Raw genomic sequence first — 13,336 nt, 5'->3', positions numbered from 1 at the left:
AAGTCGAGAATGAAAGCATTCGTTATCCGATGGACCCGGCGGGTGGGACTCATCGTGCTGCTGGCGCTCGTGACCATCGCCGGTGTGCGGATGTACGACGCTCAGCGCAAGCCGCCTTTGGGTCCGTGGCACACCTATGTCCCGGAAGAAATGCATGCGCACGCGCTCGACCAGGCTACGTGGGACGATTACATCGCCCACGAGAACCGCCTTTTCGATTCGGTCAGGAGGAATGTCACCGATCAATTGACGCCGGACGAACGCGTGGCCGCCAATCGCTATTTCGACGGCAGTCCCATCTACCCGGGGCATTTCCGGACCGACTGGAATCGCTCTTATACGCTCGCCCCAGAGGGTACGCCGCGCGGCGTGGCCGTCATGCTGCATGGATTGACCGACTCACCGTACAGCTTGCGCCATATCGCGCAGCGCTATCAGCGTGACGGGTTTGTCGTGATGGCTATCCGTCTGCCGGGGCACGGCACCGTTCCGTCCAGTCTCGCCGATGTGACAGCCGACGACTGGGAGGCCGCCACGCGGCTCGCCGTGCGCGAAGCTCGCCGCCGCGTGCCCGCGCCCGCACCGCTGCATATCGTGGGGTTTTCCAACGGCGGCGCGCTCGCGCTCGAATATTCGCTCGAAGCCTTGCAAGACCCGCGTCTTCCGCAGGCGGATCACCTCATTCTGCTTTCGCCGATGATCGGCATTACGCGATTCGCGCGTTTTGCGGGTTTCGCTGCATTGCCGTCGGTATTGCCGTCGTTTGAAAAGGCGGCATGGCTCGATGTCGTTCCCGAATTCAATCCGTTCAAGTACAACTCGTTTCCGGTGAACGGCGCGCGCCAGTCGTGGCGGGTGACACAACTCGTGCAGCAGGAAGTGGGGCAGGCCGCACGGCGCGGACAACTCGCATCGCTGCCTCCCGTGCTGACCTTTCAGTCGGTGCTCGATTTCACGGTGAGCACGAGCGCAATTATCAGCTCGTTGTATGCACAATTACCGGCCAACGGCAGCGAGCTCGTTCTCTTCGACATCAATCGCACGACGCAATTGAGCCCGCTCGTGCGCGCGTCGATGCGCGATGCATTGCGCCGTCTCACGCCTGCGCCGCCATTGCACTACCGCTTTACGGTTCTCACCAACGCTTCGTCCACGTCGCCGCTGGTCGTCGAGAAAACGACGCCGGCTGAATCGACGACTGAGGAAGTCAAGCCAACCGGTCTCGACTATCCGGCCGATGTCTATTCGCTCTCGCATGTGGCGCTTCCGTTTCCGGAAAGCGATGCGCTTTACGGCCGCACGCCCAATCCGGACGACGATTTCGGCGTGCATCTCGGCGCACAGTCGATTCGCGGGGAGACGGGCGGGCTCATCGTGGGCGCGGGTCTCTTGACGCGCCTGTCGTGGAACCCGTTTTATCCGTATGTGGTGACGCGCATCGATCAATTGACTGGCGCGGCGCCTTGACCGTTGCGAAGCAAGATCAAGGCGCGCGCGATTGAATTACGCCTCAGACGTTAATTGCCGGAAGCCGCGGTCGACGCCATCTCGACGTAATTTGCGCGTTGCCGGACGCCGGTTCAGTGCCAGCGACGCGGCGAGCCTCGCCAGCCCGGGTGCGGGGCGTGCCGTGGGCCGACGAAACGGGGATGCGGGTGCCATCTGGGATCGAAGCGGCTATACATGACCGGAGGGGGCCAGTAGTGCACCGGACGCGCGACGATCACCGGCGGAGGCGGTGCATAAAAGACGCCAGGAAATCCAATGCCCAGATGTACGTTGACGCGGGCCTGAGCAGCCTGCATGGCGGCCAGCATCACGAGAGCAGGGATGAAACCTGACCTGAGCAGGCTGTGCTTCATCATTGTGACTCCCCTCCATTGAGCGACGCCGTGTTCGCGAATGCGCCGATTGTGACGATTGCGCTGCGCATTCGCGGGGGGTTATTTCGCGTGGGACTCAGCTGGCCGGAATGCATCGTCCGCGATTTTCTTCTGCGCGTCCGGCATGTCGGTGTAAAGCGCATCGAACGCTGTGAGTAGCGCCTTGCTGCCATCGGCATGAGCCTGGGCGATGTCGCTCCATGAACGCAGATTCTCGACGGCGGTTTCTTTCATCGCGTCTTCGTGCCGCTTCTCGATGAGCGCGTCGACGGTTTGAGCGTTGCTACGCATGGCATCGGCCACTTTGCTCCACTTCTCCTCTTCGGCCGGCGTAATCTTGAGTTCCGCGTGGAGTGTCTTGATCCGGTCTTCTACGGATTCAGTGTGTCGCGACGAGGGAGCTGAAGCGCCTGCCTGTGCCCAGCTTGCAGACGTACAGAGCAGCATCGCGGCAACCAGGATAAATTTCATGTCAGTCCTCGTGAAAAGCGGTCATAAAAAGCGGTCCGCAGGTCCTGGGAGTACTGCTCTGATCATAGCAGCCCTGGCGGACAAATCAATTTTGGAGTCCCGCACGCAGCCAAGCTTTAACCACGGGTACTGAACGCATAACGCACCACGCGCGCCGGTATTCGAACGGGTTCGCCGTTCTGCAAGCCTTCCAACTGAAAAAGGAGGCCACGTGTCGAATCGATCGTTAGTTCGCAGGGGGGGCCATTACAAATTATTTCCGCTGTCCCAGGTGCGTTGGCGTGGATCAGTCTCAGCTTCAGCTTTTTTTTGTGCTCGCATTGGCCGCTGGGTGCCCTGTGGCGGCCAATGCGGCCATCTCCGTTTTGCGGCCCCCGCGCGAAGCGCGATCGGACGAACCGCTCGCGGTGACGAGCGAGGTTCCAGGTCAGTATCAAGTATCGCTTCATCTTGCCGAACGACCCGCGTTCGCGCGGCTTTTTTGACAACCTGTATTTCGCCTACACGCAGACCTCGTTGTGGAATCTCCGTTCATATTCGGCGGCGTTCCGCGATACGAGCTACAAACCCGCGCTTTTGTATTACTTGCCGGACACCGGGTGGAAAAGCCGGTGGTTCAGCAGGATGGGTGTGATGGCCGGCTACGAGCATGAGTCGAACGGCATGGGCGGTGCGGGATCGCGCGGTATCGACTTCGTATTCGTGACGCCGATCTGGGATTTCGGCGATGTGAACTCGTACCATCTAACCGTGGCACCGAAAGCCTACTGGTACGAGCACATCGCGAATGAGAATGCGAATATCAGGGACTATCGCGGCTATGTCGACTTGCTGGTGAAATATGGCAGCCCGGACGGCTGGCAGCTTGCGGCGACCTTCAGAAAGGGCATCAAATCGCACTATGGCAGCGTCGATACCCAATTGACTTACCCATTGTCCAAAATAGTCAGCAGCGCATCGGGCGCGTATCTGTGGATCGGTTACTTCAACGGGTATGGCGAAGATATTCTCGATTACAACCAGCACCGCTGGGTTGCGCGCATGGGTGTCGCCGTGTCGCGTTGAGCGCTTGCAGTGCAGGGCGCAGGATCGCGCCGGATAACGCCGGATAACAAGCGCGCTTCGTAGCATGGTTGTGATCCCCACCATCGCCGCTGTTGCGATGCTACGTGCGACGTGAATACATACCGGCTACCCGGTGCACATGCATCGCTTGCGTCGTGTGGCTGCGCGAATGCTACCCGCAACTCCGCCTGCACGTGAGTGCCATGGCGCGATGGTCGCGAGGCACACCAGAGCAATCGAAGCCGAAATCAGCGTGATGCGCTTGATCAATTCACACTCCGGGCATTGATGAAAGGAAACGTACGACTGGCGGGACGCGTGCGCGTGGCACGCCTGCGGTGTTCGTGACCCATGCAACTTCTGACTGAAGAATACGCTTGCGGACGGTATTTTCAACCGCGTGCGGGCCTGGACGCGCGAGTGCTACCAATGGAACGCGAACGAGTTACTGGTTCTGCAACGCATAACCGGGAGCGAACATTTAAAGCGCAAATCAAGCGACGCCGCAAAGCGGCGTCGGCTTGAATCAATTATTTGGCTTCTTACTCATGTAGCCACGGCGCATAACTTAAACCGACCAGCACGCCTTCGGGGCTCATGAACCTTGCGGACGTTTGTCCCCACGGCTCGGTTCTTGCCTCATGAATAAAATCCTGGCCCTTTGATTTCATTTCCTGAACCGCTGACTCCACTGCCGCAACATCCTCAAGTTCAAACTCAATGGTTGCGGTTGGCACGGGTATATGAGCAGGCCACTCATCCTGTCCAAAGCAGGACTGGGCAGCCATTTTCAGAGGCCATATGCCGAAGTGATTGGATCCAGCAAACTTGTCCACGTAGAGATAGCTGTCCTGTCTCTTGAATGGCAAGCCTAGCGCGTCCCGATACAACGATGCACTTGCATCAGGCTGCTTCGTTATTACCGCAAATCCAGCGATGCATTTGATTTTCATCGAAGCTCCCGTGCCCCTGTGACGAGGACAAACTTCAAACTCAAGCTTTGCAATCACGGCAAGCATTACTGCTTGCGCACCGAGAAGGATGACATTTACCGATGATATATCCGATTTCAAAAATTGAAACGTCCGATGGACATGCGAACCGCGGGGATCAAGGCTGGCAGCCAAGGCGTTGATGAAATGAAGCAGGCGCGATTCGGCCTTTGAAAGATCACCGGCGGCTTGAAGCTCCACGCCAGTCTGCCAACTTCAGTACGCCTGGCCTGTCTTTCGCGGGTACGCAGAAACTCAGACGCCATATCCGGAATGGCGCATCAACTGCCGCGAGACCTCGCTGCCCGGGCCTTCGGCCTCAAATTGCGCGCGAAGTTTAGCGTCTGCCTTGCGGCTCACGCCGCGGTGCATGGCCGAAATCGTTGCGAAAAGGGCCACGAAAAAGAGAAGCGTCGGTACGGTGAGCGTTAGCATCATGTTGCTCCTGGCTGGTCAGACCGGATATGTGTCGTGCAACGAGCGAAGGTCGAGCGCGGTTGCATCGAATTCACCCTGTCTGTCTCGATCGATTGAAACGTGCGCAAAATCCGTGCCCGGAAACCGGCAACCGTATTTAAATCGAATCGGAGCACAAGGCCGCGCAAAACCGAGGGTCGCGGGGCCGGTGAAATCTCGACGTGATTGATGAATTCCGCCCGCCGTATGTCGCCGAAGCACGAGCCTCAGGTTGGCACAACAGAGCGGGCGCACGCACCGGGGCACGCGGTGTGCTTGCGATGCGTCGTGCGCGCTGACCAGTGGCACAGAGGCGCAGATACGCAGAATCCATAACGCTGCCGCTGACGTGCTCTTGCGATGAACACGACCAAAATCTCCGACGTTATCAAAACCGACCTCCCGGCGCGCCTCGACCGTCTGCCTTGGGGCCGCTTTCACGTGCTGATTGTGGCGGCGCTTGGCATCACCTGGCTGCTGGACGGGCTCGAAGTGACGCTCGCGGGCGCCGTTGCGAGTGTGCTGAAGACGAGTCCGGCGCTGCATTTCGACAATGCCCAGGTGGGTCTTGCCGGTAGCGCTTACATTGCGGGCGCGGTTTGCGGCGCGCTCGGATTCGGCTGGCTTACCGACCGGCTGGGGCGACGCAAGCTGTTCTTCGTCACGCTCTCGGTCTATCTGCTTGCCACGGCGGCTACCGCGTTTTCGTGGAATTTCGCGAGTTTCATGGCGTTTCGCGCGCTAACCGGCGCGGGCATCGGCGGCGAGTATGCGGCCATCAATTCGACGATCCAGGAGTTCACGCCTGCGCGTGTGCGTGGCTGGACCGATCTCAGCATCAACGGCACTTTCTGGGTGGGCGCTGGCATTGGCGCGGCTGGCTCGGTGGTGCTGCTCGATCCGCATCTGCTGCCGCAGGATTGGGGCTGGAGGGCGTGCTTCTTCATTGGAGCCGTGCTCGCACTGATCATTCTGCCCATGCGGAGCTGGATACCCGAAAGCCCGCGCTGGCTGCTCACACACGGCGGGCACGACGAGGCTCGCTCCATTGTCGAAGCCATCGAAGCGCGTTTTCGCGCGGCGGGCCACAGCCTGGACGCTCCCGCAACCAGGCCGCTGCGGCTGCGCGCACTTGGCCGGACCTCGATGCGCGCCGTCTTGCAGGCAATATTTGTTCGGCACCGCAGGCGCGCACTCGTCGGCCTTTCGCTGATGACGGCGCAAGCCTTCTTCTACAACGCGATTTTCTTTACCTACGCACTCGTGCTCACGGATTTCTACCACGTGCCGGGCGACGAAGTGGGTCTCTATCTCCTGCCGTTCGCACTCGGCAATTTTCTCGGTCCGCTAGTCTTGGGGCGTCTGTTCGACACGCTCGGCCGCCGCACCATGATTGCCGCAACCTACGCCCTGGCGGGCGTGCTGCTCACGGCGAGCGGCTATCTGTTCGAGCAGGGCTGGCTTACGGTGACGACGCAAACCATCGCGTGGATGGTGATCTTCTTTTTCGCTTCGGCGGCGGCGAGTTCGGCTTACCTGACGGTCAGCGAGTCGTTCCCGCTTGAGATCCGTGCGCTCGCGATCGCGGTGTTCTACGCGTTCGGCACCGGGCTTGGCGGCATTGCCGGCCCCGCGTTCTTTGGCCGGCTGGTCGATACGCACCAGCCCAGTGAAGTGTTCAGCGGTTATCTCGTCGGGTCCGCGTTGATGATCGTCGCCGCGCTGATTGCCGCAATCTGGGGCGTGGACGCTGAGAGGAAGCCGCTCGAGCATGTCGCAGCGCCGCTTTCCGCAGTACCTGACGAATAGTGGATGGCGATGTCGTTCAGTCGAGCGTCGGGAAGTAATTGCCGTTGCTGCCCGTTTCGAAAATTGCGTCGCCGAGCGCGATCTCGATCGCGCACTCGCCGCTTTCCTGCGGCCGGTTCCGGCTTGCGTCGAAACGCTTGCGCACGAGCGCACCAATGCGTTGCTGGATCGCGCGCCGCTGCGCGGTATCCAGACGTGCATAGCGTTCGAGTTGCGCGCGCGTCGCTTCGATGGTCGCCGCGCAACGTGCATCGAGTGTCGAATCGCGACTTGACTCCACCACCCAGGTCAGATGCAGAAAGACTCTGTCGCCTTCGTCAATCACGCTCACGGCAGGCGACTTGAGCGACTCAAAGAGGTGCGCGAGCGAAAGCTGGATCTCTTCGACGCGTTGCTCGAAATTGAAAGACTTCATGATCGCCTCATCGACAAACGCTGGATATTTACCCTGCGTGCACGGCCTGTACCACGCGAATCGCCGCTGGGAAAAACAGGTCGGGAAAGCGGTTCGGCAGAGCGCCATGCGCAAAGCCGGCGTGAACGAGAGTGCAGCCTCCAGAGCGAGGAGGTTGGACGTGATTACCGGACCGCTATTTCCCGTCTGTTAGTAACGGTCATCGTAGTGGCGATGGTGATGATATCCATCGCCGTCGGGAACGACGATGCAGCCGCTCAATGCGCTGCCAAGGCATAGCGCCACAAGCGTCAACACAAGGATTCGTTTCATATGATGCTCCCACTCGCCGTTGTTGGATTCACGGTATCGAGAAAGGGCGTGATCGATGTGTTTGTGTGTAACGAATCGTGTCGAAGGATTCAGACCGTGCGCGTCGCGGTAAGGCGCAATCCCGGTGTGTGGCCTGGCGAGCGAGGTGACGTGCCTACGGGCGCTGTTCACGCAAAATGAGGTGGTTCAGCGTAACGGATCTAGCGCGAATTGCGAGGTTGTATCCTGCCTGAACCCGAAACAGTCGGTTTCACAACTCCCGGGCGTCGCGTTCGAGGGCATGCACAACGTCGCTGCCCTGCAACAAGGATGCTGCTGGCCATTGGTCGGGCTGGACGATGTGGTTCGCGAGAACATGCCGATGCGCTCAGAACGAGCGGGAGGCACGCTCCCGCTTGCGACGTTGGATCGAAACCGGCAGCGGTCCTGTATTCCGCTGGTCGCTGCCGCGAAAGGACGCGTTTGCGGCCTGCAAAACTCACTGGGGTTTGATGTTTGCAGCCTGCTTTCCCTTGGGGCCCTGCTTGACTTCAAAAATTACCTTCTGGCCTTCCTGAAGAGATTTGAAGCCAGAGCCCTGCACCTCGGAGAAGTGCGCGAAGAGGTCATCGCCGCCTTCGTCCGGCGTGATAAACCCAAATCCCTTCGAATCGTTAAACCACTTGACGGTACCGGTTGCCATGTTCTGAATGTTCCTGCGAAGACGGGTTCTAGACAATGCCGCTGGCGTGCGCCAGACGTGCGGCCATGTTCCAGCACAGTTGAGCCGTCACCGGTAATCAAGGTTTTACGACCGGCTACGGGCAACTGCGTATGGGCTTGCGCATGATACGTGCCTGGGGGAATTTGCACGTCGGAACTGGTGCGTTTGCGTTCACGTTTTTTGTCAGTCGTGAGCGCAGATCCGTCTGCATCCGTACCCGCGCTGCCCGCTGCCTTGCACGCTCAACCGCGCAATCGATATGCCATGGCGTGCACCGGAAGAGTGGCGTTATCATCGTTCGGCATAACTACAACAATTGCGATAATGACCATCGTCCGCGAACGCTACGCAAGATCCTAGGACGGAGCGTCGTTCAAAATCGTAGCCAAATCTTTATTTGCGTCGCAATGCTGATCATTAAAATAAATGCGAATACCGCACGTAAAAAACGACATGGCAGTTACGTCTGAGCGGACTGTCGAGGGCGGAGGCGACTTCCGGAGGACGATCTGAGGCGACATCGCGCAATCAGCGAAGGGCCGAAACCAACTGCCGCAGATACCAACCTGAGAACGTGCCCGGCGTGAGAGGAAAGTGCAAGGCAGGCATGGTGTATGCGCTTTCCGATTATGCGGCGGGTGCGCGGAAAACCCGTTTTCCCGTACCCCGGACAGGACGCGTCGATATCGATGGCGACTGCGTGGCGTTTCGAGCGCCTTTTCTTTCCTCAAGAGACGCGTAACTCCAACCGTAGGGCAGTAAAGCGACGGATAGTGCCTGTCCATTTCTCGACAGGACCATCATCGATTTGGAGTTACATCATGAAGCTCATTTTGGCCACCTGGCAAGCGCTCGGCCTGGTCTGTTATTTGTCTGTGCGCGTCGCGGGATTTTTCCTCTGGACTGCTATTGCCGCAGTCGCGGGCTGGTTGCTCGTGCATCTGCCGGATGTTTGGCAGACACACATCGAGAACCAGTCGAGCACGAGCTTCGCGGTTGCCGCAATCACGTCCTACGCTGTCGTTGCCGGGGTGCTCTTTCTCGTGTTTTTTTGCGGCGCCGTGCAAATTCTTGCCGACGTATTTACGGAAATTCTGCGGTTCGCGCACAAACGGCGCTCGCAACGTGCGATTTCCATAATACAGAGTCGTCAGTTGCTTCATATCCGGAAGGTCAGGCGCGGGCCGCCTCGCACGGCATCGCCAGCTCGCGGAACAGGCGAGAGTATTCCACCGCCTGCCACAGCAGCCGTGCTGGGACGACAACGAAACGCGCAGGCAGATGCGGCTAGCGTGTCTGCACGGACAGACCGTCGGTCCGCATGAGCCGGTTCAGCGCCGAAAACGGACTAAGGAGGTTAGCATCGGCCCAGCGTGCGCGCGCGAAGAAGGCGACGGTGCTCGCTGCCATGAATGCGGGACGCGCGTATCTTGCCGGCCAGATTAATCACCCATCTAATCGTCGTGCTGGAACATCAGTCACGCTGCCGCCGTTCAGCGGGAACATAGCGTATTTCCTGGCCGACCGCCCGCATTGGCTCACGGCATCGTTTTTGCGCTCCGATCGTGGAGTCAGCACCAGGAGGGACTCCACATGAACGAGTTATGCGTGGTCGCGACTGTGCGGCGAGAGGACCCTCGCACGCCGGATGCGACCGTACTGCTTGAAGAGCTTGGCGCCATGATCGCGCTCTATCGGGCGGACGACCGGAAAGCGCGGTTTGCTGTCGAAGACCTGTGCACGGTGCGCAGCGCGTTCGTCGTAGCACGAACGATCGATGGGCGTGCGATAGGCTGTGGTGCCTTGCGCCGATATTCATTCGAGGCGGCAGAGTTCGTGCTGATCTATCGGCGACCGGAGTGGCACGGGACGGGCTCGGTCGTTCTCCGGTTTCTCGAAGATCTGGCTGCGACCATGGACTATCGAAAAGCGCTGGTGCAGGTCCATGAAGCGAACCGTCGCGCGATAGCACTTTGTCTTCGCCATGGCTATGAGCCGAGCTCGACAGTCGGAGAATGCGTCGGTCTCGGCGACATACTCTGCTTTGCCAAGGCGCTTCCAGTCGCGGCCAATCGTGCCCATTAGTGCATAGGCATGAACGGCACAGCGCGGGTCGTCGCCAGATCGCGTTCAGCTCCGTCCCATGCACGCTGCGGTCCGCGTCCGTCGAACCTCGCAAGACCGCAGGTAGGGCTCATCAACGCTTCATGGCCTGGCTCGACGGCTCTGCGGTGCGTTTCGCGGCCGCCGCATAAACGGTTTAAACGGTTTAAGCGCGGCGGCTTGTATGCAGTGCGTACTTAGTCTTCTCGCTTCATGGTTTGAAGTAATGAATCCCCGTCGTTGGTCAGCCAAAGACGATGGATACCGGATGCGAGCTGCTCCATTGCGATCAGTTGGCGTTCGAGCAAGGCGTCCAGATCCTCGCGGGCGAGATCGATCTGGTCGGGCGAATCCTTGACGAGCATCAGGGTAGCGAATTCGTGCGGGCTGAGCATGTCTGTCTCCAATGTCCGAACTGGTTTTTCCAGCTCTAGTAGTCGTTACCAGAAAAATGTACAAGACAAATCATCTCGCAGGCTTGTGTACTGGCCTGCTCGAGAACGACTGGAAAGAATCTCGTAAAAAGTAAGGCTAATTCAATCCTGGCTTGCAAATTCAATGCATAGATCGCTGAATCATGTCCATGGAGTGGGACATTTGCATTAACGATGGATGCGAGTAAGCCGACGCTGTGGCTTCGGGCCGCACATGCGATGAGACATGGTGTCCCGAAGCAGGAGACTGCGGGGCGGCTTGTTGACAGATGCCGCGGGGTCATTATGCAACACATTCGTAGGTGCAGGGTGTTCGTATAGTGACCTTTACGGACACGACCTGTTTTGCGTGGGTGTGCAGCCTCATACGGCGCATGAACCGGCTTGCATTGACGGAAACATTTTCGATGCTGCCGCGTGTCCGGCACCAGCCATGTGGACGCACGATATCGACAAACTGTCCTTTAATCAGAGAAAACCCGGGCATCGCACGCCATTTGAGAAAAAACGTCTCATAACAGCTATAACAAGACGGAATCGTGCGTTTGTTGAACCCCCATGGCTGCGTGGTTTGTCGAGCAAGTTTCAGGTTTTTTCATATGATTGAGACAACTGTCTTCCTGTTCTTTAGCTGGCGTTCTTGAGTTTGCTTCGACGCACCATCTACGTGTTCCGCTTTGCTTTTCTCGTATTCAACTATCGGAAGAGAGCTACGGAAATGGTCGAGAACAAACGTCTTTGCACCTCGCCGTGCCAACGGCAACTCAATGTGTACGCACACGCAGTCATCCTGCTGCTGTATGCCTGCGCAGCAGTCGAAAGCGAAAACGGTGCGGCGCAGGAATTGGGCCGAGCGGGTCCAGCAGTGTATTTCGTTGCGCAGCAGCAAACCGCTGAAACAGTTGCGCAAGCACCCAAAGAAGAAATGAACGTACCGCCGTCCACCCCGCAGAACGGGGCGAGCGCGGCACCGGCGCCAGCCCGGCCTGAGCAGGGAAGCAACCCGTCGCAGCCTCAACAGGTGCCTGGCGCTACTCCGGGTTCGCCCGTTTTGTCGGGAGCCGGCCCTCAGCCGGGCCAGGACTTGCGTACGCAGGTCTTTTCGCTCGCAACGAGCGGCGGCGCGGTACGCGCGCTCGAAGAGGCCAAGGCGAGGCCGGATGTATTCTCGCCAATCGATATCGCGCAGATCGAGGAACTCAGCATTCGCCAGGAGGTGCGTGGCGGTCGCGCCAAGGTGCGTGCGATGAGCGGCTCGGACCGCTTCGATGCGCTGGACAAGGCTATTGGCGAGGCGGTCGAGTTCCAGAAACGCTTGCCGCAGTCGCCGGAATACGCACAGGTGCGCGCGTCGCTCGCGGGTGACATGACGGTCGCGTATGCGGCGCGCGGGCGGATGAAAGATGCCGTCGCTACGTTCGAGACAATTCCACAACAGTCTGAAATATCGGTCGAGGCGCTTGCGGCCGTGGGAGATGCCTATTCGTACCTCCAGCAGCCGGCGAAGGCGGAGCAGGCTTACAGTCGTGCCATTGCGCAGCAGGCCCAGACTCCAACGGACGCCGCGACGCTCGGGTATCAGTACGGTACGCATACGCGCCTGATCGATCTGCGCGAAGGCCTGTTTTATGCGTTTACAGACCAGAACAAATATTCGCAGGCGAGCCAGGTGCTTGACGACATTCACAAGGATCTGCCCCCGGCCGAGCAGGTTCATCCGTGGGATGCCGCGAACGACGACTATATGCGCTATTACCGCCTGCTCGCGCAATACCAGATCTACATCGGGCAGACAAGCGCTGGCCTTGCCGGATTAAAGCGTCTAGAAGAGCAGGTGCCGTTCAGTGCCGAGGTGCGCAATGCGCAGGCCGACGCAATGCTGGGCAGCGGCCAGACTCGGCGTGCGCGCGACATGTACTCCGCGACGTTGACGGACCACCCGGATAGCGTCGAGACGCTGGCCGGGCTGGGCAGGGCGTCGCTACAGCTGGAAGATTACGGCACGGCACGCCGCATCTACGACGCATTCGACGACACGTTTCCCGAGAACAGTTCCGTGCGCGCGTTCAAGCGCGACTATGCGGCGTTTCGTGCGCCGGTGCTGTCCGTCGCGGTCAATGGCGAGCATGGCAACTCGGTGTTGGCCGACAACGAATTCAGCAGCGATACGTTCCTGTATTCGCCGCCGATCTACGATAACTGGCGCGTGTTTGCCCACACATTCTTCGGCCATGCGAATACGGACATCGGCAATATCAGCCGCACACGCGTGGGCGTCGGCGGCGACTACCGAAACGGCCCGCTGAGCGTCACTGGCGAGGCCACGCGCTCCATGGGCGGCAATGGACGTACCGGCGGCAACGGCGAAGTCACCTATGCGTTCAACGACTATGTGTCCGCTACGGCGGGCGTCGACAGCGATAGCAATGCGTTGCCATGGAAAGCATACGTCGAGCATCTGTGGGGAAAATCGGCACAATTCGCTTTGAACTTCACCGATACAGATCGACGTTCAGGGTCGGTGTCGTACTCCGCGGCGCGCTACAGCGACTCGAACTTTAATCAGGAAATCGCGCTATCCGGCACACAGCGGGTTTTCACTGCGGCGAATCAGAAGTTGAATCTGACGCTGAATTTCAACACGAGCAGTAACACGCGTCGACAACGCGGCTTATTTTGCGCCCTCGCGTGAC

General features: G+C 59.2%; 12 protein-coding genes and 1 pseudogene. 6 read left to right on the top strand and 7 right to left on the bottom strand.

What is annotated here, in order from left to right:
- The first annotated feature begins 9 nt into the window (after window positions 1-9).
- Window positions 10-1,467, top strand: a complete 1,458-nt coding sequence (locus tag ACFPTO_RS17335) for an alpha/beta hydrolase (RefSeq protein ID WP_377713096.1) — start codon at window positions 10-12, stop codon at window positions 1,465-1,467.
- Between the two features lie 476 nt (window positions 1,468-1,943).
- Here ACFPTO_RS17335 and ACFPTO_RS17330 read toward each other — a convergent pair whose 3' ends face one another.
- Window positions 1,944-2,354 (bottom strand): Spy/CpxP family protein refolding chaperone, encoded by a 411-nt coding sequence (locus ACFPTO_RS17330; protein WP_377713094.1) that lies wholly within the window; start codon window positions 2,352-2,354, stop codon window positions 1,944-1,946.
- Window positions 2,355-2,768: 414 nt separating this feature from the next.
- Between ACFPTO_RS17330 and ACFPTO_RS17325 the strand changes: the two are divergent.
- A pseudogene (locus tag ACFPTO_RS17325) lies at window positions 2,769-3,419 on the top strand (phospholipase A); the annotation flags it as partial.
- Window positions 3,420-3,961: 542 nt separating this feature from the next.
- On the opposite strand, the gene ACFPTO_RS17320 reads toward ACFPTO_RS17325, so the two are convergent.
- Both ACFPTO_RS17320 and ACFPTO_RS17315 read right to left on the bottom strand, forming a co-directional pair.
- Entirely contained in the window at window positions 3,962-4,612 is a 651-nt protein-coding gene (locus ACFPTO_RS17320) for a VOC family protein (protein WP_377713092.1), read from the bottom strand.
- Window positions 4,613-4,666: 54 nt separating this feature from the next.
- On the bottom strand, window positions 4,667-4,849 hold the full coding sequence (locus tag ACFPTO_RS17315) for a hypothetical protein (RefSeq protein ID WP_296652947.1): 183 nt from the start codon (window positions 4,847-4,849) through the stop codon (window positions 4,667-4,669).
- 378 nt (window positions 4,850-5,227) lie between these two features.
- Here ACFPTO_RS17315 and ACFPTO_RS17310 point away from each other — a divergent pair, with 378 nt between their 5' ends.
- Complete coding sequence (locus ACFPTO_RS17310; RefSeq protein WP_377713090.1) at window positions 5,228-6,676, top strand: MFS transporter; 1,449 nt, start codon at window positions 5,228-5,230, stop codon at window positions 6,674-6,676.
- A 16-nt stretch (window positions 6,677-6,692) separates the two neighbouring features.
- Here the strand turns inward: ACFPTO_RS17310 and ACFPTO_RS17305 are convergent, their stop codons facing one another.
- The 3 genes from ACFPTO_RS17305 to ACFPTO_RS17295 form a co-directional block, all read right to left on the bottom strand.
- Window positions 6,693-7,091: a DUF3022 domain-containing protein gene (locus ACFPTO_RS17305; protein WP_377713088.1), complete on the bottom strand. Its 399-nt coding sequence runs from the start codon at window positions 7,089-7,091 to the stop codon at window positions 6,693-6,695.
- 189 nt (window positions 7,092-7,280) lie between these two features.
- Window positions 7,281-7,403: a hypothetical protein gene (locus tag ACFPTO_RS17300; RefSeq protein WP_377713086.1), complete on the bottom strand. Its 123-nt coding sequence runs from the start codon at window positions 7,401-7,403 to the stop codon at window positions 7,281-7,283.
- Between the two features lie 478 nt (window positions 7,404-7,881).
- Window positions 7,882-8,085: a cold-shock protein gene (locus ACFPTO_RS17295; protein WP_293034114.1), complete on the bottom strand. Its 204-nt coding sequence runs from the start codon at window positions 8,083-8,085 to the stop codon at window positions 7,882-7,884.
- Between the two features lie 842 nt (window positions 8,086-8,927).
- On the opposite strand from ACFPTO_RS17295, the gene ACFPTO_RS17290 reads away from it, so the two are divergent.
- Both ACFPTO_RS17290 and ACFPTO_RS17285 read left to right on the top strand, forming a co-directional pair.
- A complete protein-coding gene (locus ACFPTO_RS17290) occupies window positions 8,928-9,431 on the top strand; it encodes a hypothetical protein (protein WP_377713084.1) in 504 nt (167 codons plus the stop codon).
- A 268-nt stretch (window positions 9,432-9,699) separates the two neighbouring features.
- Window positions 9,700-10,191 (top strand): GNAT family N-acetyltransferase, encoded by a 492-nt coding sequence (locus ACFPTO_RS17285; protein ID WP_377713079.1) that lies wholly within the window; start codon window positions 9,700-9,702, stop codon window positions 10,189-10,191.
- A gap of 215 nt (window positions 10,192-10,406) precedes the next feature.
- Here the strand turns inward: ACFPTO_RS17285 and ACFPTO_RS17280 are convergent, their stop codons facing one another.
- Window positions 10,407-10,604: a hypothetical protein gene (locus ACFPTO_RS17280; protein WP_293034110.1), complete on the bottom strand. Its 198-nt coding sequence runs from the start codon at window positions 10,602-10,604 to the stop codon at window positions 10,407-10,409.
- Between the two features lie 1,123 nt (window positions 10,605-11,727).
- On the opposite strand from ACFPTO_RS17280, the gene ACFPTO_RS17275 reads away from it, so the two are divergent.
- Entirely contained in the window at window positions 11,728-13,335 is a 1,608-nt protein-coding gene (locus tag ACFPTO_RS17275) for a tetratricopeptide repeat protein (protein ID WP_377713077.1), read from the top strand.
- Window position 13,336 lies beyond the last annotated feature (1 nt).

The organism is Paraburkholderia denitrificans, assembly GCF_042655705.1.
In the GTDB taxonomy this organism is placed as follows: Bacteria; Pseudomonadota; Gammaproteobacteria; order Burkholderiales; family Burkholderiaceae; genus Paraburkholderia; species Paraburkholderia denitrificans.
The sequence above is the reverse complement of the archived record's forward strand: the minus strand, read 5'-3'. Positions and strand labels throughout refer to the sequence as shown.

What these genes read in the sequence shown, in the direction of transcription:
- ACFPTO_RS17285 (WP_377713079.1), top strand. Translation starts at nt 9,700, where the DNA reads ATGAACGAGTTATGCGTGGTCGCGACTGTGCGGCGAGAGGACCCTCGC.
- ACFPTO_RS17310 (WP_377713090.1), top strand. Translation starts at nt 5,228, where the DNA reads ATGAACACGACCAAAATCTCCGACGTTATCAAAACCGACCTCCCGGCG.
- ACFPTO_RS17330 (WP_377713094.1), bottom strand. Translation starts at nt 2,354, where the DNA reads ATGAAATTTATCCTGGTTGCCGCGATGCTGCTCTGTACGTCTGCAAGC.
- ACFPTO_RS17335 (WP_377713096.1), top strand. Translation starts at nt 10, where the DNA reads ATGAAAGCATTCGTTATCCGATGGACCCGGCGGGTGGGACTCATCGTG.
- ACFPTO_RS17300 (WP_377713086.1), bottom strand. Translation starts at nt 7,403, where the DNA reads ATGAAACGAATCCTTGTGTTGACGCTTGTGGCGCTATGCCTTGGCAGC.
- ACFPTO_RS17280 (WP_293034110.1), bottom strand. Translation starts at nt 10,604, where the DNA reads ATGCTCAGCCCGCACGAATTCGCTACCCTGATGCTCGTCAAGGATTCG.
- ACFPTO_RS17305 (WP_377713088.1), bottom strand. Translation starts at nt 7,091, where the DNA reads ATGAAGTCTTTCAATTTCGAGCAACGCGTCGAAGAGATCCAGCTTTCG.
- ACFPTO_RS17290 (WP_377713084.1), top strand. Translation starts at nt 8,928, where the DNA reads ATGAAGCTCATTTTGGCCACCTGGCAAGCGCTCGGCCTGGTCTGTTAT.
- ACFPTO_RS17295 (WP_293034114.1), bottom strand. Translation starts at nt 8,085, where the DNA reads ATGGCAACCGGTACCGTCAAGTGGTTTAACGATTCGAAGGGATTTGGG.
- ACFPTO_RS17315 (WP_296652947.1), bottom strand. Translation starts at nt 4,849, where the DNA reads ATGATGCTAACGCTCACCGTACCGACGCTTCTCTTTTTCGTGGCCCTT.